Genomic DNA, 26109 nt, shown 5'->3' with positions numbered 1-26109 from the left:
GCGGGGATCGAGCCGGGCTCCACCGCGGCTCGCGCCGGCCTCTAGCGGCCCTTCCTAGCCTCGCAGGCGTGAGTGGCATCGACATCTCCGCATACCTCGCCCGGCTCGGCCTCCCCGCGGCCCCGCCGTCGGCCGGCGCGCTGGCCGCACTGCACGCCGCGCACGTCGAACGGGTGCCGTTCGAGACGCTGGACCGGCCGCCGGACATCGACCCGCGGCGGTCGCTGACCCGCATCGTCGGCCAGGGCCGCGGTGGGGTCTGCTACCACCTCAACGGAGCCTTCCACCTGCTGCTGCGCGAGCTGGGCTACCGGGTCGGCATGCACGCCGCCGGCGTGCAGAGCGGCTACAACCCCAACCCGGCCGGCGCCAACGGGACCCACAACGTGCTGACCGTCTCCGGCCTGCCCGCGCCCGGCAACCCCGGCGGCCGCTGGATCCTGGACGTCGGCTCCGGCGAGGGCTTCCACCGGCCGCTGCCGCTGGCGCCCGGCACCTACACCCAGGGCCCCTTCACCTACCGGGTCCGCCCCTCCGAGGCCACCCCCGGCGGCTGGCGCGTCGACTACGACCGGCTGGAGTCGTGCAGCGGCGTCGACTTCACCCTGGAGGAGGCCACCACCGAGCAGTTCGCCGCCACCTTCGACCGGCTCGCCGACCAGGAGATGTCGATCTTCTTCGTCTACGGCTGGGTCAAGCGGCACCACGCCACCGGGTTCGACGAGCTGATCGGCTGCCAGCTCAGCGCCGTGGGGCCCGCGGGCCGCACCACCCGCACGCTCACCACCGCCGAGGACTACCTGGCCGCGCTGTCGCAGATCTTCGGGCTGACCCTGCCGCACCTGACCGACGAGGAGCGCCACGGCATCTGGGAGCGGTTCCACCACATCTGGACCACCCGGGACTTCAGGAAGGACATGTTCCCGGCCGGGAACCGACGGCATCGACCGCAAGGAGACAGAAACCGTGAACTCTCGCCTCAATGACCTCGAACCGCTGCTGCTCGGTCTCGACGGCGTGCTCGACGGTGTCGTCCTGCGACGGAGCCGGCCGGACCGGCCCGCCGAAGACGACCCCGGCCGTCCTCTCGGCGGAGGCGGCTCCGGCCCCGCGGCCGCCGGGACCGCCCCGGCGCTCACGGTGGCCTACCCGGTCGCCGCGCACGACACCGACCTCGGGGAGCTGCGCGAAAGGGTCACCGAAGCTCTGGCCGGGCACGCGGCCGGTGCCGTGGCGACCGTACCGGTCCGGCGCGTCCCGCGTACCGGCGACGGCGAGCCGGACCTCGCGGCGCTGACCCGGATCCCGGTGCCGGCCGCCGAGGCACTGGACGCCTTCGCCGCGCGGTGGGGCGTGCGCGCCGAACCGGTACCGGTCGGCGAGGAGGCGCCGCGGGTCGTCCTGGCCGACGACGACGCCCCCGCCCGCACCACCGGCACGGGCACGGCACCGGACACCCCGGACGGCGTGGACGGCGCGGCCCGGCCCTCCCTGGCCGAGGGGCCGCCGCTGGAGCGGCTCGCCGGCGACCCCGAGACCGTCACCGAGGCCGTCGTCTCGGCCGCCGAGCGCTTCCCCCACCTGGGCGTGCGGGCCGTCACCCGCGACGGCGACACCTTCGTCGGCTACCCCGAGCTGCTGCGGCGCGGCCGGAGGATCCTCGGCGGCATGCGCGAGCGCGGCATGCGGCCCGGCTCCCCGGCCATCCTGCTGGTGCCGAACCTCACCGACTACTTCCCGGCCGTGTGGGCGTGCGTGCTGGGCGGCGTCACCTGCGTGACCGTCACCGCGCCGCCCTCCTTCGACGACCGCCACCCGGTGCTCGACAAGCTGATGCACGCCTGGCGCGCCCTCGGCCGCCCGCCGATCATCACCGACGACGCCTCCGCCGACGGCGTGGCCGGTCTGGCAGCCCTCTACGGCGAACCCGAGCTGAACTGGCTGTCGGTCGCCGAGCTGGAGGTCTCCCCCGAGAGCGACGACGTCCACCCCGCCCGGCCGTCCGACGTGGCGATCATGGCCCTGTCGTCCGGCAGCACCGGCGCCTCCAAGGTCATCCCGGTGACGCACCGCGCCATCGTGGAGAACGCCCTGTCGGCCCGCCAGGTGGACCTGGTGCGGCCCGGCGAGACGAGCTTCAACTGGCTGCCGTTCGACCACGTCGCGCCGCTGGTGATGTACCTGCTGCGCGACGTCGTCCTGGGCTGCGACGGCGTCCACGCCCCCACCGGCCACATCGCCGAGCAGCCGCTGCGCTGGCTGGACGTGCTGAGCCGGTACGGCGTGCACCACACCTGGTCGGCCAACTTCGCCTACCGGCTGGTCGCCGACGCCCTGCGCGACCTGCGCCGGGACGGCGGCGACCCGACCGGCAGGTGGGACCTGTCGTCGGTGCGCACCATGCTCAACGCCGGGGAGCAGTGCCTGCCCGCGGTGATGCGCGACTTCCTCGCCCAGGTCGCGCCGCTCGGCATCGACGAGCGCGCCGTCGTCCACATGTGGGGCATGGCCGAGACCGCCACCGGCGCCACCTGCAAGTTCTTCGCCGAACCGGCCAGTGTGCTGCGCGTCGCCAAGTCCTCGCTCAACGGCACGCTGCGCCTGGCCGGCCCCGGCGACGCCGCGGCCGACCGCCTGGAGTTCATGAGCATGGGCCCGGCCGCCCCCGGGGCGAGCCTGCGCGTGGCCGACGACGAGGGCCGCGTGCTGCCCGAGGGGGTGATCGGCCGCTTCCAGGTCAGATCCGCCCGCGTCACCCCCGGCTACCTGGACAACCCGGCCGCCAACGCCGAGGCGTTCACCGCCGACGGCTGGTTCGACACCGGCGACCTGGCCTTCATGCTCGACGGCGAGGTCGTCATCAGCGGACGCGCCAAGGAGCTCATCGTCATCAACGGCGAGAAGTACTACTGCCACGAGATCGAGGACGTCGTCGGCGGTCTGGACGGGGTGGCCCCCGGGCTGGTGGCCGCCTGCGGCGTGCCCGACCCGGCCACCGGCAGCGAGGTGCTGGCCGTCTTCTTCGTTCCCCGCCCCACCCCCGGCGAGGAGGCCGCGGACCCCGGAGGCCGGCCGCCGGCCGCCGTCGTGGAGACCGTCGAACGGGTCCACCGGGCCGTCGCCGAGCGGATCCGGCTGACCGCCGCCCACGCGCTGCCCATCACCGAGGCGGAGTTCCCCCGCACCACCAGCGGGAAGATCCAGCGCGCCGCCCTGGTGCGGCGCATGGAGTCCGGCGACTTCGACGAGACGGTCCGCGCGATCGCCGCGGCCCGCGGCACCGCGGCCACCGTGCCGGACTGCCTGTCGCGGCCCGTCTGGCGCGCCGCCGAGCCCCGCCCGGTCGCCGCGCCGGTCGCGGACGGCGTCACCGTGGTGTTCGCCGACGACCTCGGGCTGGCCGCCGCGCTGGAGCCGCCCGGCCCCGTCGTCGTCGTCCGCCCCGGCCCGCGCTTCAGCACCCTGGACGACGGCGGCTACACCATCGACCCCGCCTCCGCCGTCGACTGGTACGCCCTGCGCGACGCCCTGCGACTGCGCCGGACGCCGCCCGCGACCCTGCTGTACCTGTGGAGCTACCTGCCCACGCCCGACCCGGCCGGTCCCCGCGAGCGGGTCGAGGAGGCGCTGCGCCGCTGCGGACGCGACCTGCTGACGGCCTGCCGGACCTTCCTGTCCGGTGGGCCGGGCGACCCGCGGCTGGTCACCGTCAGCCGTGGGCTGCGGCCGGTCACCGGCGAGGAGGACCTGTGCTACCCCGCCGCCCAGGCCGCGCTCCTCGGCGCGGTCGCCGGGCGGGAGAACCCCGCGAGCCGCGCCTGCCACGTCGACCTGGCCGGCGCCTCACCCGCCGAGGACGCCCGCGACCTGCTGGCGGCCCTGTCCGACCACGCCGCCGGGCAGGGCGAGGTGGCCTGGCGGCGCGGCCGGCCGTACACCGTGCAGCTGGAGCCGCTGACCGGCGCCGGTACCGACATCGGTGAAGGCGCCGGAGCCACCGGGACGGGCCGGGCCACCCGGGCCGCCGGGGGGCGGGACGCGGTGCGCCGCGGCGGCCGCTACCTGGTCACCGGCGGCGCGGGCGGCGTCGGCGCCCCGCTGGTCGCCTCCCTCGCCGACCGCTACGGCGCCCGCTTCCTCCTCGTCGGGCGGCGTGACCCGGAACGGGACGCCGCGCTGCGGACCGTCCTCTCGGGCCTGACCGCCCCCGGCCGCGACGTGCGCTACCGCGGCGTGGACGTCCGCGACGCCGAGGACCTGGAACGGGCCGCCGCCGAGGCCGAGGCCGCCTGGGGCGGGCCGCTGGACGGCGTGCTGCACCTGGCCGGCGACTACCGCTTCCGGCCGATCGCCGAGGAGGACCCCGCCGACTGGGACCCCGCCCGGCAGCCCAAGGTCACCGGCCTGCTGAACCTCGCCGACCTGGTACGGCGCCGCCCCGGCGCCCGCCTGGTCACCTTCTCCTCGCTGCTGGGCCACCTCGCCTCGGCCGGCTGCGCCGCCTACGGCGCGGGCAACGCCTTCGCCGACGCGTTCACCGAGCACCTCGTCGCCCGCGCCGGCGTCATCGCGCACAGCCTGGCCTGGGGCCTGTGGCGGGGGCTCGGCGTCAACGAGGACAACCCCTACGAGGCGGCCGCCGTCCGGCGCGGCGTGCTGTCCCTGCCGGCCGACCAGGGTCACCTGCTCACCCGGGTCCTGCTGCGCCGGCCGCCCGGGGTCCTCTACGCCGGGCTCAACCCCCGCGCCGCGGAGATCCGCACCCGGATGAGCGGCACCGGCCCGCTGGAGCGCCTGTCGTGCCCCTCCCCCGGCCTTCCGGGGGAACCACCGGTCTACACCGACCCGTTCGGCGTCACGGCCGAGGTGGTCCGCGAGGAGAACGCGTCCCCGGCGGACGGGGACGGGTCCCTCACCCCGGCCGAGAGCGCCGCCTGGGAGACCCTGCGGCAGACGATGACCGACTTCACGGGCCGGCCGGTGCAGCCCGGCGACCGGCTCTACGAGCTGGGCGTCAGCTCCATCCAGCTGTTGCAGCTGCGCGCCCGGCTGGAGGCGGCGCTGGGGGTGGACGTGCCCAACGCCGCCCTGTTCGAGCAGCCCACGCTGTTCGACCTGGCCTGTTCCCTCACCCGCCGGCCCTCTCCCTCCCCCGCCTGACCACCCGCCCCGGCCCCCGCGCCGTACAGATCGGAGAGAACCCGTGGGTCCCCTTACCCGCGAGATCCTGACCAGCTGGCTCCACACGTTCTGGGGCGCGCCCACCTGGCCCCTCGACGACCCCGACGACCTCGACCACTCCGCCGTTCCCGCCGTTCCCGACCGTGGACACCCCGCCCCCGGCCCGGCCCGCCTCGCGGCCGCCACCGGCGGCGACGTCCCGCTGTACCGATCCCCGAGCGGTCCTTCAGGGGCCGCGGGGATCCTTCCGGAAGACGCGCGCCCGTGACCGCTCGCCTAAGCGTGACCGCTCGCCTGAGCGTGGCCGCTCCCGCGCCCGTGATCGCACCCGTGAATGCTCCTAGCCGCAACGAGGGGAAGTCCAATGTCTAGCCGACAGTTCGACGTCATCGTGATCGGCGGAGGCCCTGCCGGCAGCTCCGCGGCCGGCCTGCTCGCGAAGAAGGGCGTCAGCGTCCTGCTGCTGGAACGCGAGAAGTTCCCCCGCTACCACATCGGCGAGTCCCTGATCACCGGATGCATCGACGTGCTGGAGGAGCTCGGCCTCCGTGACCGCGTCGAGGCGCTCGGCTTCGTCAGGAAGTACGGCGGCAGCCTCGTCTGGGGCAAGGACGGGCGGTGGAACTTCTCGTTCGACCACGGCCAGCCCGAGTACCCCCACGCCTACAACGTCCGCCGCGCCGACTTCGACGCGCTGCTGCTGACCCGGGCCAGGGAGCTGGGCGCCGAGGTGGTCGAGGAGGCCGTCGTCAAGGAGCCCGTCATCGAGGACGGCCGCGTCACCGGCGTCCGCTACGCCGTGCGCGGCGGCGGCGAGCAGGAGGTCCGCGCCTCCTTCGTGCTGGACGCCTCCGGCCAGGGGCGCGCCCTGGGCCGCCATGTGTCCGAGGTCCAGTGGCACGACGACCTGCGCAACGTCGCCGTGTGGACCTACTACCAGAACGGCGAGAGCCTCACCGGCGACGAGGCCGGCAACATCTTCATCGAGCACGTCCCCGGCGGCTGGTTCTGGTACATCCCGCTCAACGACGGCACCCACAGCGTCGGCTTCGTCACCCCCGTGGACGAGGCCAAGGCGAGCGGGCTGGATCTGCCCGCGCTGTTCGCCGCCAAGCTCGCCGGGTCGGTCCACGTCAAGCACCTGCTGGCCGAGGGCAGGCAGGTCAGCGCCTTCCGCAACGCCCGCGACTGGTCCTACACCTGCGAGCGGTTCACCGGTCCCGGCTGGATGCTCGTCGGCGACGCGGCGGGGTTCGTCGACCCGCTGTTCTCCACCGGCGTGACCCTGGCCATGATGGCGGCGCGGGCCGCCGCCGACGCCGTGCCGCACATCCTCGCCGACCCGGCCAGGGAGGAGGCCGTCCGCGAGCGGTACGAGAACTCCTACCGGGAGTTCCTGGGGAACATCATCTCCTTCGTCCGCTTCTTCTACGACGCCGGGCTGGACCGGAAGGCCTACTACGAGTACGCCCAGGCGCTGGTGGACCCGAAGAAGCTGTTCTTCCCGCGCGAGGACTTCGTGACGCTGATCTCCGGCCTCAACCGGCTGCGTCCCATCTTCGACCTGTCCGACGACCCGGCCCCGGCCGCCGCCGGCGCCACCGACGCCGCCCCCGCCGGATCCGGCTCCGAGGCGGGTCCGGCCGACGCCGTCCCCGACACCGTCCCCGACGAGCCGGTGCCCGCCCCCGCCTGACCCCCGTACCGCCTGACCCCCGTCAGGCGGCGGGACGGGCCTTGATCACCCACGCGCTCCCGGTCAGCGCCCCGGCTCTTCGGGGATGCGGGTCCGCCGGTCATGGTGATCCCGCAGCCTGGACAGCAGCTCGGCCAACCGCTGTCGCTCCTCGGGCGACAGCGGAGCCAGCAGTTCGTCCTGGCATTCGGCCAGCCGCTTCTCCAGCCGCCGCAGCTGCCGCTTGCCCGCCGAGGTCAGCGAGATGATGTTGCGCCGCCGGTCGGAGGGGTCCGGGGCGCGTTCGACCAGTTCGCGATCGGCGAGCTCGTTGATCGTCGCGACCATGTCACTGAGGTGGATGCCACTACGGCGGCCCAGCGCGGCCTGACTGGCCGGGCCGGACTCCTCCAGCGTCGCCAGCAGGCGGTAGTGGTAGCCGCGGGCGCCGACGGACGAGAACCCGTCGCTCACCAGGCGGTGCGCGTGGTGGGCGGTCTGGCTGAGCAGCCAGCTGGGCAGGCCCTCCCACCGGGCGGGTGTCTCCTCGCTCTCCATGCGGCAAGTCTAACGAGTCGTTCGGCGCGCTAATGATTGTGTTATCGTTCGGGAGGTAAACGTTAGGAATACAAACATTGGGCTGCCGAATGAACCCCTCCGCGACCGAGGCCATGATCAGGCCGTTCCGCATCGACATCCCCCAGGCTGACCTCGACGACCTGGCCGACCGGCTCGCCCGCACCCGCTGGCCCAACGAGGTCGCCGACGCCGGGTGGGACTACGGCTTCCCGCTGGCGCGGCTCAAGGAGCTCGCCGAACACTGGCAGACCGGGTACGACTGGCGCGAGCACGAGGCCCGGCTCAACGAGCTCCCGCACTTCACCACCGAGATCGAGGGGCAGAACATCCACTTCGTCCACGTCCGGTCCGCGAAGCCGGACGCGCTCGCGCTGATCCTCACCCACGGCTGGCCCGGCTCGTTCCTGGAGTTCCTCGACGTCATCGAGCCGCTGTCGCGCGAGTTCCATCTGGTGATCCCGTCCATCCCGGGCTACGGCTTCTCCGGGCCGACCCATGAGCGCGGCTGGGACATCGTCCGGGTCGCGCGGGCCTGGGCCGAGCTGATGCGCCGTCTCGGGTACGAGCGCTACGGCGCGCAGGGCGGCGACTTCGGCGCGGGCATCTCCCTGGCGCTCGGCGCGGTGGCACCCGAGCGGGTCGTCGGGGTGCACGTCAACTACCTCCCGACCCGGCCGGTCCCGGACGCCGGCCTCGAACTGTCCGAGGCGGACGAGGCCCGGCTGGACAAGGTCAGGCGGCTGATGGCGAACCGCCCGCCGTACCAGGCCCTGCAGGCCCTCACCCCACAGACCATCGGCTACGCGCTGACCGACTCGCCGGTCGGCCAGCTGGTCTGGATCGCCGAGCGCTTCGCGCACTGGACCGACCCCCGCTCGCACATCGGTGACGATCGGATGCTCACCGACGTCTCGCTGTACTGGCTGACCGCCACCGCGGCCTCCTCGGCGCGGCTGCACCACGACGCCCCGCGGGGGACCGAGCCGTGCCCGGTGCCGGTCGGCGTGGCGGTGTTCGCGCACGACATCACACAGTCGGTGCGGCCGCTGGCCGAGCGGCTGTACGACATCAGGCACTGGTCGGAGTTCGAGCGCGGCGGCCACTTCGCCGCGATGGAGGTGCCGGAGCTGCTCGCCGAGGACGTCCGGGACTTCTTCCTCACCCGCATCGGGTAGGGCCACCGGGTCGTCACCCACCGGAGAACACCGGAGGACACCGGAGGACACCGGGGGACGCTGCCGGCCGCGAACTCCCGGGCACCCGAGAGCTTCGCGGCCGGCAGACCGTCCGCCTCCGTCGAGCGGGTCTTTCCCCAGCCGGCTCACCGCCGCGCGCCGTCGAGCAGGTCCTTCCAGAAGTCGTCGAGCGCGTCCCGCAGCGTCCGCCGGGCCGTCCAGCCCAGCACCCGCCGCGCCGTCGCGGGATCGACCTGGAGCCATTCGGCGATCGCCCCGGGCGAGACCTGCGCCGCCGAGGCGGGCTCACGCTCGACGATCTCGGCGCGGACCCCGCTGACCTCGATCAGGTCGCCCACCAGCCGTCTGATCGGCACGGCCCGGCCGGTCCCGATGTTGACGACCCGGCCGCTCGCGTCGGCGCCGGCCGCGGCCACGACGGCCTCGGCCAGGTCGCGCACGTCCAGGTAGTCGCGCACCGCCCGCAGCGGCGCCAGCTCCAGCGTCGCGGACCGGCCCCGCCGTACGGCGTCCAGCAGCGCGTGGCCCACCTTGCCCAGCAGGCTGGAGGGATGGGCCCCGGGGCCGACGGAGTTGGTCACCCGCAGCACCACCGCGTCGGCGTCCGCGTCGAGGACCGCGCGGGTGGCGGCGTACTTGGTGCGGCCGTAACCGCCGACCGGGTCGATCGGGGCGTCCTCGGTCAGCGGCCTGCCCTCGGGCAGCGGGCCGTACTCCAGGACGGTGCCGAGCTGCACCAGCCGCGGCCGCCGTGCGGCGAGGTCCGCGGCGGCCAGCACCCGCTCGGTCACGGTGACGAAGGAGTGGCGCATCCGCTCCTCGCCCAGGCCCCAGTAGTCACCGGCCGCGTTGACCACCGCGGTGGCGCGGTGCCGGTCGAGGGCCGCGGCCAGGGCGCGCGGCGGGGCGGCGGTGAGGTCGAGCGCGACGTCGGCCGCGGCGGTGCGGCCGACGGTGAGCGCCTCCCAGCCGGCGGCGGCGAAGGCGGCGTGGACGTGCCGGCCCACGAAGCCGGTTCCCCCCAGGACGACGACTCGTTTCTCCGGGTCGTGGTGAGCGCGCACCGTGCCTCCTTTGCGGTCGGATATCGGTCGGGTGCCGGTCAGGTGCCGGTCAGGCACGGCCGGCTGCCGGTCAGGCGGGGACCCGCCGGGCCGTCTCGCGGATGCGGTCGACCAGCCGCGCCTGGGCCAGCGACGCGGCGGCGTCGCCGTGGCGCTCCCCGGTGCGCACCGCCCGGGCGAAGCTCCGCAGCAGCGCGGCGAACTGGTCGTCGGCCCGCAGCGGCAGCTCACCGGTCCGGCCGTCGAGTCCGGTACGGCGGGCCACCGGCGTCAGGTCGGCGGGCGGGGTGAAGGCGCGGTCCAGCAGCAGCCCGCCCCGGCTGCCGCGGATCTCGTAGGAGCTGCGGTAGGGCCGGTCGAAGCCGAACTCCACCTGCGCGGTCACCCCGCGCGGGGAGACCAGCAGGGCGGCGCCGCCCACGTCGACCTCGTCGCCGCAGCGCAGCACCGCCCCCAGCACCTCCAGGTCGCCGCCGAGCAGGTGTTGGGCGGCGCGCAGCGGGTAGACGCCGGTGTCCAGCAGCGCGCCGCCGCCGAGGCCGGCCCGGTAGCGGATGTCGCCGGCGTCGCGGGGCGGCACGGTGAAGGCGGCGGTGAACGCCAGCGGGGTGCCGAGGGCGCCGCCGTCCAGCAGCCGGCGCACCTCCTCGTGCTGGGCGTGGTGGACGAACATCATCGCCTCCATCAGCACCAGGCCCCGCTCGTCGGCCAGCCGCTGCAGGCGGGCGGTGTCGGCGGCGCAGGTGGTGAGGGGCTTCTCCGCCAGCACGTGCCGGCCGGCCCGCAGCGCCCGCTCGGCCCAGGGGGCGTGCAGGGCGTTGGGCAGCGGCAGGTAGACGGCCTCGACGTCGTCGCGGAGCAGCGCGGTCTCGTAGTCGCCGGCGGCCTCCACGCCGAACTCGGCGGCGAGCCGTCCGGTCTCGGCCGGACGGCGGCCGGCCACCACGACCGGTTCCACCCCGGCGACCCGGGTCATGGCGGGCAGCATGCGGCGCCGGGCGATGTCGGCGGCGCCGAGCACCGCCATCCGCACGGGCCGGGACGCCACGTCCACGCCGCCCATGGCGCTCAGGCCCTCCATGGCGTTCACATCGCCCGTGGCGCTCATGTCGCCCGCGTCGCTCAGGTTCCCCGCGGCGTTCACGTCGGTCACGGCGTACACGTCACCCGCGGCGCTCATGCCGTCCACGGTCCTCACGCCAGCGACAACAGACCGGCGAAGAGGCTGCGCGCCTGGATGCTGACGTAGTAGCTGTGCCGCAGCAGCGCGCTCACCTGCCGCGGGGTCATCCAGCAGAACTCCGGCGGCGTCTCCAGCGGGAAGCCCTCCCCGACATCGATGATCATGCTGCGGTTCTCGGCGTGGTAGAACCGGCCGCCCTCCTCCGACTGCACGGTGTCGTAACGCAGCCGGGCGGGGTCAGGCCGCAGCGCCTCCTCGCGGTAGCGGGGGACGCGCTCGGGCGGCAGCCCGGCGTAGTTGCCCGGCTGGAGCTGGACGGTGGGGGCCAGCTCCACCACGTCGCGCGACCCGGCCTCGGCCCGGGCGTGGACCAGCAGGTGCGTCACGCCGCCGATCGGCCGGGTGAGGAACGCGTTGACGCCCCGCTCGACCGGCTGGACCAGCGGCTGGGTCCAGGCGGGAACCTCCCGGTTGCCGGCGTGCACCTCGGTGGCGATCACCCTGAAGTACCGGCCGCTCTCGTGGGCGATCTGGTGGTCGTCCCGGTGCCAGCCCTTGACGGTGTCGAGCCCGTCCTGCCGCTGGACCAGCTCGTGGCGGGACTTGAGGTCGGTGAGCCAGTGCAGGATGTGGGCGTCGGTGTGCAGCGCCCACACCGACGGCGACAGCGACGCGCGCAGCGCCGCCCGATAGTGGTCCGGGTCGTCCCCGATCCCGTCGCCGTCGCCGTCCGGAAGCCGCGGAATGCACGACAGGACCGTCCGCGCGTCCATGTTGATCACATTGTCCCGGCGGAGCAGCCGGTGGATCTGCCCCAGCGTCAGCCAGCGGAAGTCAGGGTGCTCGGGCACATCACCGGTCGTCTCCACCACCATGTTGCGGTTGCGCTTGCGCAGGAACCACGACCCCTGCTCGGACTGCAGCACGTCGACGAGCACGGCGGCGCGGGAGCGGTCGGTGAAGAACTCCAGGTAGTCGATCGGCCGGCCGCCGTGCACGCCGGTGTAGTTGCTGCGGGTGGCCTGCACCGTGGGCGACAGCTGGATGGTGTTGACGTTGCCCGGCTCCATCTTGGCCTGCATGAGGAAGTGCGGGACACCGTCGAACTCCTTGACCAGGAGACCGAGGATGCCGATCTCCGGCTGGTTGATGATCGGCTGGGACCAGTCGCCGCCGCCTTCGAAGTCGGTGCGCACGTGCAGGCCCTCGATGCTGAAGAACCGGCCGCTGTCGTGCGTCAGGTTGCCGGTGCCGGGCCGGAAACGCCAGCCGCGCAGTCCGGAGAACGGGATCGGGGCCACCGAGAAGCGGTTGGCCCGGTGCTGCTCGGCCAGCCACGCGTCGAGGTGGTCGTTGGAGGAGACCCAGCTGTCGGTCACGCGCGCCGACCGGGCGAACCGGCGGGCGAGGTCGAGGCCGCCGACCGCGGCGGGCTGGGCGGGGTGCCGGGTCAAGGTGGCGTTGCTCATGGACGTTCCCATCCTGACGGTGGCGAACAGGGCGACGCCCCAAGCGTCGGCGCACCCGGTCGAGAACCGCTCGCGGATCCATCAGAGCCGCGGCGCGCGGGCCGGTACCGTCCGGGGCCGGCGGATGTCACCCGGAGACCGCCGCGAACCCCGCCGGGCCGCCGCCCGGCCCCGAGCGGCCCCGAGCGGCTCCGCGCGGCTCCGCGCGGCTCCGACCGGTACTCGAACCGGCTTCGAGCACGCCCTCCTAACCTGCCGCCATGGCTGTTCGCGACGTTCACACCCGCAGCATGCATGTCCGGCAGATGGCCGTACCCGGGGCGTTCCTGGTCACGGCCGAGAGGTTCGACGACGAGCGCGGCACGTTCTACGAGGCCTACCGGGAGGACGTCCTGGCCGAGGCGCTGGGCTACCCTCCGAAGGTGGTGCAGACCAACTTCTCGGTGTCGCGCCGCGGGGTGCTGCGCGGCGTCCACGGCGCGGTGGTCCCGCCGGGGCTGGCGAAGCTCGTGACGTGCGTGCGCGGCGCGGTGCTCGACGCGGTGGTCGACCTGCGGGCCGGCTCCCCCACCTTCGGCCGGTACGAGGTGACCGTGCTCGACCACCGCAGCCGGGCCTGCGTCTACCTCGCCGAGGGACTGGGCCACGCGTTCCTGGCGCTGGAGGACGACACCTGCGTGCAGTACCAGTGCTCGGAGACCTACCGCCCGCAGGACGTGATCACGGTGAACCCGCTCGACCCGGAGATCGGGCTGCCGTTCCGGACGCCGGAGCCGCCGATCCTGTCGCCGGGGGACGCGGCGGCGCCGACCCTGCGGGAGGCGCTGGAGCGCGGCCTGCTGCCCTCCTACCAGGACTGCCTGGACCACCACCGGGCGCCCGCCGCCGGGCGCTGATCCGCGGCGGCCCTCAGCACCCGTCGACCCGGCGTCGGCTCGGCCGGTGGCGGGTGCGGGCCCGATGCGGCCCGGTCACGCGCGATGGTAGGCGAGCAGCGCGCCCGCGGCGAGCGCGCACGCACCGGCGACCACGGCCATCACGGTGCCGTAGCCGGCGACCTGGGCCAGGGCGATCGCGCCCAGCGGGGCGGCGGCCCTGTTCGCGACCGAGAACAGCGCGACGCGGCCCGACAGGCCGGCGTAGGCGGCGGTGCCGTAACGTTCGGCCAGCAGGTGCGGCAGGGTGATGGTGCCCACCCCGAACCCGGCCCCGAAGGCCAGCACGCAGCCGATCGCCCCGGCCGGGGTGCGCCCGGCCAGCGGCAGCAGCGCCGCCCCCGCGCCCTGCAGCACGAACACCGCCGCCGCCACCGGCGCGGCCGGCCAGCGGCGGCGCAACGTCGTGGTGACCAGGCGCCCCGTCACCGACAGCACCCCCAGCAGGCCGGCGACGGTGGCGGCGAAGGCGGGGGGATGCCCGAGGCGGATCAGGTAGGTGACGAGCAGCACGGCGATGGTGGCCACCGCGCCGCTGTGCGCGGTGAACGCCAGGACCAGCAGCCGGAACGGCCGTGTCCGCGCCACGGCCCGCACCGGTTCGCCTCGCCGGGCGGGCTTGACCGCGGCGGTGTGCCGGCGCCGCAGCACCAGGGCGTGCAGCGGCACGGCGCAGGCACCGTAGATGACGGCGAGGACGACCAGGGCCATGCGCCAGCCGTAACGCTGGACCAGCATCCCGCTCAGGGGAAGGAAGATCGAGGAGGCGAATCCGGCCACGATGGTCACCGCCAGCAGCGCGTTCGCCCGCCGACCGGCCTCGGGCCCGTCGAACCAGGCGACGATGACGGCGAAGGCCGGCTCGTAGAGCACCAGCGCCGAGGCGACGCCGATCGCGGCGAGCACCCCGTACAGCTGGGGCAGACTGCTCACCTGGGACCACGCCAGGAGGGCGAGTGTGGCCAGCACCGACCCGGCGCTCATCGGCACCCGGCCGCCGTGGGCGTCCAGCAACCGGCCGACCAGCGGCGCGCACGCCGCGGTGGTCAGCACCGCCAGCGTGAACGCGGCGGCCACCTGCGGGCCGGTGGCGTGCAGGTCGGCGGTCATCGGGATGAGGAAGACCGAGAAGGCGTAGTAGAGCGCGCCGTAGCCGATGGTCTGGGTGACGGCCAGCGCCGCCACGATGCGCCGGCCGTGGGAGAGGCGGGACCGGCCGTCGTCACCGGCCGGGACGGCGGCGCGGGCGGCCCCGCTCATGTCGTGCCCGGAGGACACGTGCCGCGCTCCTCCTCGCGTTCCCTCCGGCGCTCCTTCCCGCCGTCCCTCTCGCGGTCCTTCCGGTGATCCCGAAGGTGAGCCGGTCGTGCCGGCCGACGCCGTACCGCCCCGCTCACGGCGTCGGCGCAGTGCCGCGACACCTGCCGCAGCGCCTCCAGCAACGCGGCCGGCCCGTCCACGGTGAACGGCAGGCCGAGTGCGGCGAGATAGACGGCCAGCGTCAGCGGAGTGGCGGCGCCGATGTGCAGGAGGCACCGTTCGTCGTCGAGATGTTCGACCCTGGCCACCGGCGGCACCCGCTCGCTGACGGCCGAGGCCGGGGCGTGCACCGTCGCGACCGTGCGGCAGGGGCCCAGTGTCGAGGCCACTCCCCTGGTCACGACGTCGATCGCGTCTTCCGGCGGCAGCCACCGGCCGGGGAAGACCGGCCCCAGGGGCGTGCGCGGCGTGAGCCGGTCGATGCGGAACGTCCGCCAGTCGTCGCGGTCGACGTCCCACGCCACCAGGTACCAGCGCCGCCCGGTCGGCACGAGCCGGTACGGCTCGGCGTCCCGCACGGTGGCGTTCCCGTCATGGTCTCGGTAGTCGAACCGCACCCGCCGCCGGTCCCGGCAGGCCGCGGCCAGCGTGGCCAGCACGCCGACGTCCACCGCCGGATGATTTCCGGGCATCGGTACCGTGGAGGCCGCCAGCGCGGCCACGCGGGGACGCAGCCGGGCCGGCAGCACCAGTTCGAGCTTGGCCAGCGCGCGCAGTGACGTCTCCTCGATGCCGTCCACCGCCTGGGCCGCCGCCGTACGCAGGCCGATCGCCACCGCGACGGCCTCCTCGTCGTCGAGCAGCAGAGGCGGCAGCCGGGCGCCGGGGCCCAGCCGGTAACCGCCCGCCGTACCGGAGACGGCCGACACCGGGTACCCGAGGTCGCGGAGGCGTTCGATGTCGGAGCGGATGGTCCTGGTGCTGACACCGAGCCGGTCCGCCAGCTCCGGTCCCGGCCAGTCGGTGCGGGACTGCAGCAGTGACAGCAGCCGCAGCAACCGCCCCGCGGGATCTCTCGTGGTCATGGCATCCAGCTTCCCCCACGTCGCGGAAGCTCTGCTTCCGCGACGCCTGCCATGGTGAGGCACCTCCTAGGGAAAGGGACATCCATGCATGCGGCAGTGGTGACGGGCGGGTCACGCGGGATCGGACGGGCCGTGGTCGAACGGCTCACGGACGACGGCGCCACGGTGGTGTTCAGCTACGCCGCCGACGAACGGGCGGCCCGGCAGGTGGAGGAGGCGTGCGGCGGGCGGGCCGTCGCCGTGCGCGCGGACGCGGCCGACCCGGACCAGGTGGAGCGGTTGTTCGCCGCGGCGGACGAGGTGTTCGCCGCCAGGTCCGCGGGTCCGCTGTCGGCGCTGGTGAACAACGCGGGCGTCATGGACCACACGCCGATCGACGAGCTCACTCCGGAGGTGTTCGAGCGGGTGATGGCGGTCAACGGGCGCGGTGCGTTCTTCGCGGTACGGGCGGCTGCGCGCAGGATGGCCGACGGCGGCCGCATCGTGACCGTCTCCTCCGTCGGCACCGCCTGGCCCAGCCCGGGAGAGTCGGTCTACGCCGCGAGCAAGGCGGCGGTCGAGCAGCTCACCCGGGTCGCCTCCCGGGAACTGGGGCAGCGTGGGATCACGGTCAACACGGTGTCGCCCGGTCCGACGGACACCGACATGCTGCGCGCGGGATTCCCGCCGGAGGCGGTGGCCGGGGTGGCGCACATGACGGCCCTGGGCCGGGTGGGCAGGCCCGCCGACATCGCCGCCGTCGTCGCGCTGCTGCTCAGCCCGGACGCGGCGTGGCTGACCGGCCAGAACCTCACGGCCGACGGCGGCCTGGTGTGACGCCGGCCACGCCCTCCGCCGGGCTCCCCCGCACCGGACCGGCCGCCACCCCGCCCGCGCCCACACAGGCTCCGCCGCCGCACCGTCCGGCGCCGGCCGCCGCACTCAGCAGGACACAGTTGCGCAGGGCGCTCACCGCCGGACGGCTCAGCCTGGCCGAGGTCTTCCGGCGCGACGACGAGATCACCCGCCGCACCCCGATCCGCCGGATCCTGCTCGCCCTGCCCGGCGCCACCCCCGTCACCGTCCACGGCCTGCTGCTGAGCACCGGACTCGATGGCAGGCAGTGGGTCGCCGACCTCACCGAACGGCAACGGCGCGCCCTGCTGACCGCCCTCGCCCGAAGACGCGATCCCCCGCCGATCCCGGCCGCCGACCCCGCGTCCGGTTGAGGGCCGCCGAGGGGCGAGGCGGTCGCCTCGCCCCTCAGGACACCAAGGGCATACGCCGTACACCCCGATGGTTTAGGTTGTACACCATGAGCGCGACAAGGGAGCGGGTCGCCGAGGCCGCGCGGACGATCCTCGTCGGCGAGGGGGCCGACGCGGTGACCATGCGGAGAGTGGCGGAGATGGTCGGCGTCACCGCCATGGCGATCTACAAGCACTATCCCGGCCGCGAGGCCCTCCTCGCGGCCGTGGCGGACCGTACCTTCGACGAACTGGGCGAAGACTGGGGAACGAAGGTCCCGGACGGCGACTGGGAGACCCGCTTGATGTGCCTGCTGGAGGACTTCCTGGACTTCGCCCTCGGCCGCCCGCATCTGTACACGTTCCTGATGACCGACCGGCGCGACCGGGCCAGGCGCTTCCCCGACGACTTCCGGCGGAACGGGTCACCGGCGTTCGCCCGCGTCGTCGAGCTGGCCGAGGAAGGCATGCGCCTGGGCCTGCTGCGCCCCGACGACCCGCTGGAGACCGCCCTGGCCCTGACCTCGCCCGTCCAGGGACTCGTCCAGCTGTATCTCGGCGGACGCATCGGCCTGGAGGAGGACGACTTCAGAGCCCTCTGCGCACGCACGGTGAGGAGGAACCTCCGCGGCCTCCGGGTTTAGGGCCACCGTCGCCGCCGGCGCGTCGCTCGTCCCGGCCGCGGTGACGGCGTCCGCCGCCTCGCCTCCGCCGCCGGGAAGGGCCGCCGAAGCGGATGAGGCCCGTGCGGTGGCTCACCGTCGACCGGCGGACGGGCTGCCTCCGGATCCTGCAACGATCCTTCTCGCCCCCTTTTCTTAACGGCACCCCGTCCAAAGGTCACGGGGCCGTGTTATTTTCCTGCTGCCTGTGGCAGCCGGCGGATGGGGCGATGATGTTCCGGTACGAGTTCGGCATTGTCGAGTGGTTATGGGATCTGGAGACCATCCGGGTCAACATGCCCGGGAGTGACGAGCTTAAGTTCTCCGGCAGCTACGACGAGGTGGTCGCGGTGCTTTCCGAACTCGGCGGTCAGGGGTGGGACGTGGCCACGTGCGCGGCCAACGGCAACTGGTTGTTCTGGACTCTGCGGCGCCAGCGCTGAGAGGTCTCGGTGGCATCGGCGAACTGACGGCCAGGAAACATATCCGGCCGAAGACCGCCAGGCCGGGCGTACGGTCTTTGCCGACCTGTTTCCGGCGTCGCCCGGCCCGCTCCGGAGAACCGGACCAGATCTTCGAGGCGGTACGCGCGGTCATCGCCGAAACCGGCGCGCTGTGGGAAGCCGGGCGCCGGTGATCGCGGATGCCGTCCTATATGCGAAGGGCATATTGGGTGTGAGGCTCCGCCTGGATCGATACGCTCCGATATCGGGACCACGCGGAGGGTGAGAGCATGGCGAAGTGCAACGGTTGCGGCAAAGAGGTGTCGGAGGGAAGGCTCTGCGCATTGTGCGCCGCGAAAATGGTCAATTACCACAATGGGGACTACGACGACGAAAACGACCCCGCTGTGAAGCTCTACCACGAGACCGCCGCCAAAATGAACTCGCCGAAACCTCCCTCGGGCGGGTGCGCTCTCGTCGTGCTCGCCATCACGTCCCTTTCCGCCGTCCTCGCGGCCGCGGGGATCGGTATAGAGAACCTCATCGGCTGAGCTTGCCGACCGGACGGAGGCGGCCGGCGCCCCTTGCGCCCGGCCGCTGTTGAGCCGAGCCTGCGCCCATGACGGGTTCTCGGGGCTGGGTAAGGTTCCGGGTCCGGCCGAACGCCGAGCCGCCATGTGCGTGGGCTTGGAGGAGCGAGGCGGGGAGAGGAGTGGGACGGCCTTCAACCGCCGAGGGTGCGCTTTTGCGGGTGGATCGCCTCGCCGCGGGCGAGCATGTCAACGAACTGGGTGATACGGCGGGCTCGGGTCTCGGCGCGTTTGGCGTTCGCGATCCGATAGAGAACGGCGTAGCGGTTTTGGGAGGTGAGGATGTCGAACATCGCTTGTGCCTGGGGTTTCGCGGCCAATGCGGCGGCCAGGTCGGCTGGTACCTCGATGCCGGCCTGTCCCGCGTAGGCCGTGTCCCAGCGGCCGTCGGCCTTGGCGCGTTCGACTTCGGCCATTCCGGCCGGATGCATCCGGCCCTCGCTGATCAGCCGGGTGACGATGGAAACATTCCGCGCTGACCAGGGACTTCGCCTTCCGCGAGGGGTGAAGCGCCGGCAGAAGGTGATCTCATCCCGCCGTCGTAGCCGACCATCGATCCAGCCGTGGCACAGGGCTTCGTCGAGCGCCTGGTCATAGGTCAGGCTGGTGGGGCGGGTCGTGTTCTGCTTGGCGAGGACCAGCCACACCCCTGCCGAGCTGTCGTGGTGTCCGCTGAGCCACTCCCGCCAGGCTCGGGCATCGGTAACGGTCAGTTCCAGTGGTTCGTTGCTCATCGTCATGTGCCCCTGATGATCATCAAAGGTATGGTTGCCGGCGGTCACCCGAAGGTGGGCGCCCAGGACGGGGGCCTGCCGGAAGTGGCGCTGGATCGGTCAACGGTGGAGCCGGCCGATCACGTCCTTCGCCACGTCGCCACCGCGGCCTCTGGACGGATGACGCCCGCCCGCCTTCACCAGGTCTTGCCGGCCTGCTCCCGGATCGTGTGGTTGATCCGGTTGAAGAAATTGGTGATTGCGATGTTCAGGATGATCGCGGACATCTGGTTCTCGTCGAAGTGGGTGGCAGCAGCGTCCCAGATCTCGTCGGTCACGCCCGGCGCGCCGTCCTGGATCCGGGTGGCGGCCTCGGTCAGCGCGAGCGCCGCCCGCTCCTCCTCGGTGAAGAACGGGGTCTCGCGCCAGGTGACCACGTTGTGCAGCCGCTCCTCGGTCTCTCCATGCTTCTTCGCCGACTGGACGCCGGCGAACACACACGGGCTGCAGCCGTTGATCTGGCTGGCCCGCAGATGGACCAGCTCGAGCACGAGCGGGTCGACGCCACCGGCGTGAATCGCCTTGTGGAGATGCTGGATCGCTGTGATCACGTCGGGATTCGCCACGCTCTTCATGCGTGCTTCCATGGGTCCTGCCCCTCGTCGGTTACGTGCGCCCATCCGGGCCCGCCATCTAACGCACCTTGGCGGAGGTCATCGTCGTCGTAATGGACTTTTCGGCCGAGGAGTTCTCGGTGATGCCGGCGACGTTACGGTATGACCCGGTCGGAAACGGTCCTGGTTATCGAGCAGACTGTCAGCCGTGGTCAACACCTCGGCGCGGCTGCTGCGGCTGCTGTCTTTGCTGTCAACGCGGCGGTCCTGGACGTGCGCTGATCTGGCCGCCCAACTGGGGATCACCGAACGGACGGTTCGCCGGGACATCGCCCGGCTACGTGAACTCGGCTACGGCATCGAATCGGAGATGGGCCCATGGGGCGGCTACCACCTCGGGCCCGGAACCAGCATTCCGCCACTGATCCTTGACGAGGAGGAGGCCCTCGCGGTCACCGTCGGGCTGCGCACCGCCGCCTTCAGCGGAGTCTCCGGCAGCGACCAGGCAGCCCTGTCGGCGCTGCTGAAACTACGCCAGGTGCTGCCGGCCAGGATCGCCGACCGGCTCGGCGAGCTGGACGCCGCGTTCACCCACACCGCACGACCCGACGACAGCCAGATCTCCCCCGCGTTGCTGCTCGACCTGGCCACCGCGTGCCGACGAGGCGAACGCACCCGGTTGACCTACCGCGACAGGGGCGGAACGACGTCCACTCGCCGGGTGGACCCCTACCGGCTCATCTACACCGGCCGCCGCTGGTATCTCCTCGCCTACGACCTGACGCGGCAGGACTGGCGCACCTTCCGTACCGATCGCATCATCGATGCCACGGCCACCGGGCAGGCCACTGCCCTGCCCGACCCACCGGATCCAGCACAGATGGTCAGCACGGGCATCGCGCTGAAGCCCTACGCGGTGCGGGTGACCATCCGACTGGCCGTACCGGCCGATGAGGCCCGCAGGCTGGTGCCGCCAACGGTCGGCGTCCACCACCCGGACGGCGATGACGCCACGATCATCGACATCGGCGGGCCAGACGCCGACGGCCTGGCCCGCTACCTGCTCAGCCTCGGCCGACCACTCCGGATACTGCACCCGGAAGAGGTCCGCCAGGCATTCCTCACCCGCACACGACAACTCCTCGAGGACAACCAGTGACACGAACACCCGCCGATCGCCGACACGGCTACCTGCAGTGACGGATGTCGCCGGCCATCACGAAGTGAGACTGTGATCTTGACTGTCCCAATCGAGGTTCGCTCAACGAGACACGCCGCACTGCCGGTCCGCGGTTGGTCTTTCGGCCAGGACTACCGGGACCCCATGAAGGAGCGGCGTGAGCCGGCCCTCCGGTTCGGCAGGACACCCGACGGCTGTCTGACCTGCCCGCACCCGCGCGGAGCCGTCTTACGGATTCGAAGCCTCCGGCCGGCCTGAAGATCCGGACTCCGTACAGGCTCTGGTGCTGCCATGTCACCGACTGGGCGTTCTGTCCCGTTCGTGATGACGTCATGGGTCTTCGATGACCAGGTCTCTGGGTTGGGGGTCAGCGGTGCGGCAGTCTCGGTGACGCAAGCCGAACGATCACTAAAAGGAAATCCTGATGCGAACCCTCGCGAGACTGTCAGCCGTCGGAGCGTCCACCGCCATCCTCGCCACGGCTCTGATGACCCCCGCCCAGGCGGCGGGCACCTCGTGGGCCGCCTGCCCCGCGGGCTCCGGCGTGGATCCGCGCCAGGAATGCGCCACCCTGCAGGTCCCCATGGACTACCGGAAGCCCGGCGGGCCGACGATCTCGCTGGCCGTGTCGCGGATCAAGACCGCCAAGCCCGCGTCGCGCCGTGGCGTGCTGCTGCTCATCCCCGGCGGACCGGGCAGTCCCGGCCTGAACCGCCCCAGCGTCCAGGTCAAGAAACTGCCGCAGGACGTGCTCGACCGCTACGACATCATCGGGTTCGACCCACGCGGCGTGGGCCAGAGCTCACCCGTCTCATGCGATCTCGCAACCGGCGACCTGTCGGTCACCAAGCTCAAGCCGTATCCCGACGCCGACGGCGGCATCGCGGACAACCTCGCCTGGTCACGCAGGATCGCCGAGGCCTGCGCCCGCAACGGCGGACCGCTCATCCGGCACATCAGCACCCGCAACGAGGCCCGCGACATCGACAGCATCCGCCAGGCGCTCGGCGAGAAGAAGATCTCCTACTGGGGCGTCTCCTACGGCACCTACGCGGGCGCCGTCTACGCCACCATGTTCCCGCAGCGCACCGACCGGGTCATCCTGGACAGCAACGACGATCCCGATCCGCGCCGCGTGGCGCGCCGGTGGCTGGCCAACTACACCGTCGGCGTGGAAGACCGCTTCCCCGACTTCGCCGCCTGGGCCGCGACCCGCGACGGCGAGTACGGCCTCGGCACCGACCCGGCGCAGGTCCGCCGGACCTTCCTCGACCTCGCCGCCGAGCTGGACCGCAATCCCCTGCCCTGGCCGGGCGCCAATCCGGAAGAGCTGAACGGCAACCTCCTGCGCGAGACCATGCTCAACGCCCTGTACTCCGACGCGAACTTCCCCATGCTCGCCACCCTCATGCACGCCGCCCTGACCGCCGGCGAATTGCCCCCGTCGAACACGCCCCCGGCCGCCGCCATGCAGAACACCGCCGCCACCGCCGGCGCCACCATGTGCAACGACGTCGAATGGCCGGGCTCGACCAGCGGGTACGAGCGCCAGGTGGCGAACAGCCGGTCCGCCCACCCGCTGACCGCGGGCATGCCCGTCAACGCGGGGCCGTGCCAGTTCTGGCCCTTCAAGCCCGCCGAACCCCCCGTGCGCGTCACCTCGCGTGGACCCGCCAACGTCCTGCTCATCCAGAACCTGCGTGACCCCTCCACGCCCTACAGCGGAGCGCTGAAGATGCGCCAGGCGTTCGGGCAGCGGGCTCGCATGGTGGCCGTCGACTCCGGCGGCCACGGTGTCTACCTCGCCAACGGCAACGCCTGCGGCGACCGGACCGTCACCTCCTTCCTGACCACCGGAAACCTGCCCACCCGCGACGAGCGTTGCTGATCGCATCGCCGGGCACGCCGGAGGAGGAGACGTCACACACCCTGGCCGGGCCCCTACGCCCGGCCGCGCGGGCCGTGGCGCGACCACAGGCACCGCGACCGGTCAGCCGAGGGCGGCCCGGGAGCGGGCGATCTGGTCGCTGGCGCGGGCGGACCAGACGTGTTCGTTGAGCGGGTCGAGCCGGTGGAGGCAGGTGGTGAAGTGGGCCAGCGCGGCCCGCTCGTCGCCCCGCCACCGGCTGATCTCGCCCAGCGTGTAGGAGATCAGTGCCTCTCCCCGGGTGTCTCCGGCGTTGACGAACATCTCCGCACACCGGGCGAGAAGGCCGGTGGCGGTGTCATGGCGGCCCAGCGCGGCCTCGGCCTGGGCCAGCCGATGCAGCGCCAGCCGTTCGCCGGTGGTCCACCGCAGGTCCCGGCAGAGGTCCAGGCAGGCCCGGTAGTGGCCGATCGCCTCCTCGACGTGGCCCGTCTCGTAGCAGGCGATGCCGAGCATTCGTAGAAAACGGGCCCGGTGGACGGCGCTGTGCCCCTCCGCGTGGGCGAGGGCCCGGCGGCAGGTCGCCGCGGCGGCGTCGTGGCGGCCCAGGTAGAACTGGACCCCGGCGACCTCGGTCCACGCGCTCAGCAGGCCGTGCCGGTCGCCCAGCGCGTCGAACCGTTCGGCGGCCAGGGTGGCGGCGGCGAGCGCGGACCCCAGGTCCGCCTCCAGGGTGGCGGCGACCCCGAGCAACGCGTACGCGGCGGCGTGCTGATCCCCGGCCTGTGAGCAGCGGTCGAGCAGGCGGCGGAACTCGTCGGCGACCACGCCGGCGCGTCTGCGGTCCACCTCGGCGTCGGCGCGCACCAGTCGCAGGCGCGTCTCGGCGGTGGCGTCACCCGCCGCGGCGGCGGCGTCGGCGGCCGTCCCCAGCATGCGGACGGCGTCGTCGTGGAAACCGCGCACGATCAGGAACGGCGCCAGCGCGCAGGCGAGTTCGGCCGCCTCGCGCACCAGCCCGGTGCGGGCGGCGGTCTCGGCCACGGCGACGAGCACGCCGCGCTCCGCCGTCAGCCAGGCGCCGCCCTCCGGACAGGGCGGCGTCCGGGCCGGGACACCGGGCGGCGGCGGGGCGAAGGCGAGGGGCAGCTCGCGAGCGGCCTCGGCGGCGTGGCCCCGGGCCGTGGCGGCGACCCGGCGCAGCGCCGCCGCCCGGCTCTGTCCGCTCTCCTCGGCGGCGAACAGCTCGGCGGCGAAGCCGCGCAGCAGGTCGTGCATGCGGTAGCGGGGTTCGGCCGCGGCGTCGGCGTCACCGGCGGTGACCAGCCCGGCGGCGGCCAGCTCCTCCAGGGAGCCGTCCACGTCGTGCGTGGTCGCGCCCGCCAGCGCGGCCACCGTCCAGGCGGCCACGCCGTCGACGGCCACCGATCCGAGCAGCCGGAACGCGCGCCGCGCGGGCGCCGACAGCGCCGCGTAGCTCGCCTCGAACGTGGCGCGGACGTCCAGGTGGCCCGCGCGCAGTTCGTTCAGCGCCGAGGCGTCGGCGAGCCGCCGCGCCAGCTCGGCCAGCGGCCAGGCCGGACGGGTCACCAGCCGCGCCCCGGCGATGCGCAGCGCGAGTGGCAACCGGCCGCAGGCGCGTACGATCGCCTCCGCCGATCCGGGGTCGCTCGCCACCCGCTTCACCCCGGCCACGCCGGCGAGCAGGTCATGGGCGTCGGCGGCCGGCGGCACGTCCAGCGCGTACGCGATCGCGCCGGGCAGCGCGGGCAGCGGCCCACGAGAGGTGACGAGGACCGCCGATCCGGGGGTCCCGGGGATCAGCGGTTCCACCTGGGCCTCGCCGGCCGCGTCGTCCAGCAGCACGAGCACCGCCCGGTCGGCGACCTTGGCCCGGTACATCGCCGCCCGCTCCCCGACGGAGGAGGGCATGCCGGCGGAGTCCACGCCGAGCGCCCGCAACAGCTCCGCGAGCGCGTCGGACGGGTCGCGGGGCGACGCCGAGGCGTCGCACAGCCGGACGAACAGCTGGCCGTCGGGATACCGCTCCCGCACCAGATGCGCGACGTGGACCGCCAGCGTGCTCTTCCCGACCCCGGGCGGCCCCGACACCGTCACGATCACCGGTGCCGTCCCGGTGCCGTCCAGCGCGGCGACCAGGTCGCGGGTCTCGCCCTCGCGGCCGGCGAAGTCGGCGATGTCGGCCGGGAGCAGGCAGAGCCCCGTCCAGGCGGGTTCCCGGACCGTCTCCAGCCAGGCCGGTTCGCGGATCGTCTCCAGTGCGGGAGCCGGGACGGGGGCGTCGTCGAGGATCGCCGCCTGCAGGCCGCGTAGTTCCTGGGAGGGTTCCACGCCCAGCTCGGCGACGAGCGTCGAGCGGGCCCGCCGGTACGCCTCCAGCGCCTCGGCGCGCCGGCCCGCCCGGTGCAGCGCCAGCATGAGCCGGTGCCACAGGCGTTCGTTGAGCGGCGCGGCCTCCACCAGCGGCGTCAGCTCACCGACGAGCTCGTCGTGCAGGCCGAGCCGCAGGCGCACGTCGATCCAGCCGAGCCGGGCGTTCTCCCGGCGCTCCTCCAGCTCGGCGATGCGCGCCTGCGTCGTCGCGGCCAGCGGCACGTCCTCGGCCGGCCGGCCGCGCCACAGCGCCAGCCCCTCCGCGAACAGCCGGTTCGCCGCGGCGGCGTCGCCGCGCGCCGCCTCCAGCCGGGCCTGCCGCACGGCCTCGTCGAAGGCGAGCAGATCGAGCCGGTCGGGGCCCAGACACAGGCGGTAGCCGTACGGCACGGTCTCGACCTCGATCGCGGCGCGGCGCAGCGCGGTCAGATACGTCTGGAGGTTCGGCAGGGCGGACCGGGGCGGGTCGTCCCACACCGAGGCGATCAGCCGGTCCCTGGACAGGACGGTGTCCGGATGGAGCAGGAAGACGCCGAGCACCGCACGGGCCTTGGAAGCCAGCCGGATCGGCTGCCCGGCGTCGGTGACCCGGACCGGCCCGAGGACCGCGAAATCCACCTCGTCTCCCCGAACGATCAGCGGTTCTGTCCCTTCTATGGCGACCATATGCGGTTTATGTGGGCGAAGGGAGGACCTTGATCAAGGACATCGGAAAGAAGGAGGTGGACAAGGTGAAGATCGAGGTTCGCAAGGTCGAGGCCGTCAAGGCGACCCAGTTCATGACCTGAGGCAC

At 73.3% G+C, this 26109-nt stretch carries 21 protein-coding genes and 1 pseudogene; 13 read left to right on the top strand and 9 right to left on the bottom strand.

The window, feature by feature from the left end:
• Positions 1–68 precede the first annotated feature (68 nt).
• The 4 genes from IEZ10_RS28450 (at position 69) to IEZ10_RS28435 (ending at position 6877) form a co-directional block, all read left to right on the top strand.
• Positions 69–986 carry an arylamine N-acetyltransferase family protein gene (locus IEZ10_RS28450; protein WP_229811735.1) on the top strand — a complete coding sequence of 306 codons (918 nt, stop codon included), beginning with the start codon at positions 69–71 and terminating at the stop codon, positions 984–986.
• Positions 967–5160, top strand: coding sequence for an SDR family NAD(P)-dependent oxidoreductase (locus IEZ10_RS28445; protein ID WP_189249598.1), 4194 nt, complete (start codon positions 967–969; stop codon positions 5158–5160). Before IEZ10_RS28450 ends, IEZ10_RS28445 begins: the two co-directional genes overlap by 20 nt.
• A 43-nt stretch (positions 5161–5203) precedes the next feature.
• Positions 5204–5449 (top strand): hypothetical protein, encoded by a 246-nt coding sequence (locus IEZ10_RS28440; protein ID WP_189249597.1) that lies wholly within the window; start codon positions 5204–5206, stop codon positions 5447–5449.
• Positions 5450–5545: 96 nt separating this feature from the next.
• Entirely contained in the window at positions 5546–6877 is a 1332-nt protein-coding gene (locus tag IEZ10_RS28435) for an NAD(P)/FAD-dependent oxidoreductase (RefSeq protein ID WP_189249596.1), read from the top strand.
• Between the two features lie 63 nt (positions 6878–6940).
• Here the strand turns inward: IEZ10_RS28435 and IEZ10_RS28430 are convergent, their stop codons facing one another.
• On the bottom strand, positions 6941–7414 hold the full coding sequence (locus IEZ10_RS28430; RefSeq protein WP_189249595.1) for a MarR family winged helix-turn-helix transcriptional regulator: 474 nt from the start codon (positions 7412–7414) through the stop codon (positions 6941–6943).
• A 113-nt stretch (positions 7415–7527) separates the two neighbouring features.
• Here IEZ10_RS28430 and IEZ10_RS28425 point away from each other — a divergent pair, with 113 nt between their 5' ends.
• Positions 7528–8610, top strand: coding sequence for an epoxide hydrolase family protein (locus tag IEZ10_RS28425; RefSeq protein WP_189249678.1), 1083 nt, complete (start codon positions 7528–7530; stop codon positions 8608–8610).
• Positions 8611–8756: 146 nt separating this feature from the next.
• Here IEZ10_RS28425 and IEZ10_RS28420 read toward each other — a convergent pair whose 3' ends face one another.
• The 3 genes from IEZ10_RS28420 to IEZ10_RS28410 form a co-directional block, all read right to left on the bottom strand.
• Positions 8757–9695: an NAD-dependent epimerase/dehydratase family protein gene (locus IEZ10_RS28420; protein ID WP_189249594.1), complete on the bottom strand. Its 939-nt coding sequence runs from the start codon at positions 9693–9695 to the stop codon at positions 8757–8759.
• Between the two features lie 70 nt (positions 9696–9765).
• On the bottom strand, positions 9766–10875 hold the full coding sequence (locus tag IEZ10_RS28415) for a Gfo/Idh/MocA family protein (RefSeq protein ID WP_229811734.1): 1110 nt from the start codon (positions 10873–10875) through the stop codon (positions 9766–9768).
• 14 nt (positions 10876–10889) lie between these two features.
• Complete coding sequence (locus IEZ10_RS28410) at positions 10890–12347, bottom strand: NDP-hexose 2,3-dehydratase family protein (protein ID WP_189249593.1); 1458 nt, start codon at positions 12345–12347, stop codon at positions 10890–10892.
• A gap of 260 nt (positions 12348–12607) precedes the next feature.
• Between IEZ10_RS28410 and IEZ10_RS28405 the strand changes: the two genes are divergently transcribed.
• Positions 12608–13243, top strand: coding sequence for a dTDP-4-dehydrorhamnose 3,5-epimerase family protein (locus IEZ10_RS28405; protein WP_229811733.1), 636 nt, complete (start codon positions 12608–12610; stop codon positions 13241–13243).
• Between the two features lie 75 nt (positions 13244–13318).
• Here IEZ10_RS28405 and IEZ10_RS28400 read toward each other — a convergent pair whose 3' ends face one another.
• Positions 13319–14560 (bottom strand): MFS transporter, encoded by a 1242-nt coding sequence (locus IEZ10_RS28400; protein ID WP_229811732.1) that lies wholly within the window; start codon positions 14558–14560, stop codon positions 13319–13321.
• 107 nt (positions 14561–14667) lie between these two features.
• Positions 14668–15627: pseudogene (locus IEZ10_RS28395) on the bottom strand (helix-turn-helix transcriptional regulator); the annotation flags it as partial.
• Positions 15628–15711: 84 nt separating this feature from the next.
• Here IEZ10_RS28395 and IEZ10_RS28390 point away from each other — a divergent pair.
• From IEZ10_RS28390 to IEZ10_RS28370, 5 genes are all read left to right on the top strand, one after another.
• Complete coding sequence (locus IEZ10_RS28390; RefSeq protein WP_189249591.1) at positions 15712–16443, top strand: SDR family oxidoreductase; 732 nt, start codon at positions 15712–15714, stop codon at positions 16441–16443.
• 119 nt (positions 16444–16562) lie between these two features.
• A complete protein-coding gene (locus IEZ10_RS28385) occupies positions 16563–16835 on the top strand; it encodes a hypothetical protein (RefSeq protein WP_189249590.1) in 273 nt (90 codons plus the stop codon).
• Positions 16836–16921: 86 nt separating this feature from the next.
• A complete protein-coding gene (locus tag IEZ10_RS28380) occupies positions 16922–17497 on the top strand; it encodes a TetR/AcrR family transcriptional regulator (RefSeq protein WP_189249589.1) in 576 nt (191 codons plus the stop codon).
• A 101-nt stretch (positions 17498–17598) separates the two neighbouring features.
• On the top strand, positions 17599–17958 hold the full coding sequence (locus IEZ10_RS39275; RefSeq protein WP_229811731.1) for a hypothetical protein: 360 nt from the start codon (positions 17599–17601) through the stop codon (positions 17956–17958).
• 290 nt (positions 17959–18248) lie between these two features.
• Positions 18249–18509 (top strand): hypothetical protein, encoded by a 261-nt coding sequence (locus IEZ10_RS28370; RefSeq protein ID WP_189249588.1) that lies wholly within the window; start codon positions 18249–18251, stop codon positions 18507–18509.
• A gap of 173 nt (positions 18510–18682) precedes the next feature.
• On the opposite strand, the gene IEZ10_RS28365 is transcribed toward IEZ10_RS28370, so the two are convergent.
• Both IEZ10_RS28365 and IEZ10_RS28360 read right to left on the bottom strand, forming a co-directional pair.
• A complete protein-coding gene (locus tag IEZ10_RS28365; RefSeq protein WP_229811730.1) occupies positions 18683–19288 on the bottom strand; it encodes a YdeI/OmpD-associated family protein in 606 nt (201 codons plus the stop codon).
• Between the two features lie 170 nt (positions 19289–19458).
• Positions 19459–19908 (bottom strand): carboxymuconolactone decarboxylase family protein, encoded by a 450-nt coding sequence (locus IEZ10_RS28360; RefSeq protein ID WP_031171213.1) that lies wholly within the window; start codon positions 19906–19908, stop codon positions 19459–19461.
• A 175-nt stretch (positions 19909–20083) separates the two neighbouring features.
• Here IEZ10_RS28360 and IEZ10_RS28355 point away from each other — a divergent pair, with 175 nt between their 5' ends.
• Together IEZ10_RS28355 and IEZ10_RS28350 are read left to right on the top strand one after the other, a co-directional pair.
• Positions 20084–21034 (top strand): helix-turn-helix transcriptional regulator, encoded by a 951-nt coding sequence (locus IEZ10_RS28355; protein ID WP_189249587.1) that lies wholly within the window; start codon positions 20084–20086, stop codon positions 21032–21034.
• Between the two features lie 445 nt (positions 21035–21479).
• Positions 21480–22943: an alpha/beta hydrolase gene (locus IEZ10_RS28350; RefSeq protein ID WP_189249586.1), complete on the top strand. Its 1464-nt coding sequence runs from the start codon at positions 21480–21482 to the stop codon at positions 22941–22943.
• A 102-nt stretch (positions 22944–23045) separates the two neighbouring features.
• Here the strand turns inward: IEZ10_RS28350 and IEZ10_RS28345 are convergent, their stop codons facing one another.
• Complete coding sequence (locus IEZ10_RS28345) at positions 23046–25934, bottom strand: AfsR/SARP family transcriptional regulator (protein WP_189249585.1); 2889 nt, start codon at positions 25932–25934, stop codon at positions 23046–23048.
• Positions 25935–26109: the final 175 nt, after the last annotated feature.

This window comes from Streptosporangium pseudovulgare (assembly GCF_014648055.1).
In the GTDB taxonomy this organism is placed as follows: Bacteria; Actinomycetota; Actinomycetes; order Streptosporangiales; family Streptosporangiaceae; genus Streptosporangium; species Streptosporangium pseudovulgare.
The sequence above is the reverse complement of the archived record's forward strand: the minus strand, read 5'-3'. Positions and strand labels throughout refer to the sequence as shown.

What these genes read in the sequence shown, in the direction of transcription:
- IEZ10_RS28435 (WP_189249596.1), top strand. Translation starts at nt 5,546, where the DNA reads ATGTCTAGCCGACAGTTCGACGTCATCGTGATCGGCGGAGGCCCTGCC.
- IEZ10_RS28430 (WP_189249595.1), bottom strand. Translation starts at nt 7,414, where the DNA reads ATGGAGAGCGAGGAGACACCCGCCCGGTGGGAGGGCCTGCCCAGCTGG.
- IEZ10_RS28425 (WP_189249678.1), top strand. Translation starts at nt 7,528, where the DNA reads ATGATCAGGCCGTTCCGCATCGACATCCCCCAGGCTGACCTCGACGAC.
- IEZ10_RS28415 (WP_229811734.1), bottom strand. Translation starts at nt 10,875, where the DNA reads ATGAGCGCCGCGGGTGACGTGTACGCCGTGACCGACGTGAACGCCGCG.
- IEZ10_RS28410 (WP_189249593.1), bottom strand. Translation starts at nt 12,347, where the DNA reads ATGAGCAACGCCACCTTGACCCGGCACCCCGCCCAGCCCGCCGCGGTC.
- IEZ10_RS28405 (WP_229811733.1), top strand. Translation starts at nt 12,608, where the DNA reads ATGGCTGTTCGCGACGTTCACACCCGCAGCATGCATGTCCGGCAGATG.
- IEZ10_RS28390 (WP_189249591.1), top strand. Translation starts at nt 15,712, where the DNA reads ATGCATGCGGCAGTGGTGACGGGCGGGTCACGCGGGATCGGACGGGCC.
- IEZ10_RS28380 (WP_189249589.1), top strand. Translation starts at nt 16,922, where the DNA reads ATGAGCGCGACAAGGGAGCGGGTCGCCGAGGCCGCGCGGACGATCCTC.
- IEZ10_RS28370 (WP_189249588.1), top strand. Translation starts at nt 18,249, where the DNA reads ATGGCGAAGTGCAACGGTTGCGGCAAAGAGGTGTCGGAGGGAAGGCTC.
- IEZ10_RS28365 (WP_229811730.1), bottom strand. Translation starts at nt 19,288, where the DNA reads ATGACGATGAGCAACGAACCACTGGAACTGACCGTTACCGATGCCCGA.
- IEZ10_RS28360 (WP_031171213.1), bottom strand. Translation starts at nt 19,908, where the DNA reads ATGGAAGCACGCATGAAGAGCGTGGCGAATCCCGACGTGATCACAGCG.
- IEZ10_RS28350 (WP_189249586.1), top strand. Translation starts at nt 21,480, where the DNA reads ATGCGAACCCTCGCGAGACTGTCAGCCGTCGGAGCGTCCACCGCCATC.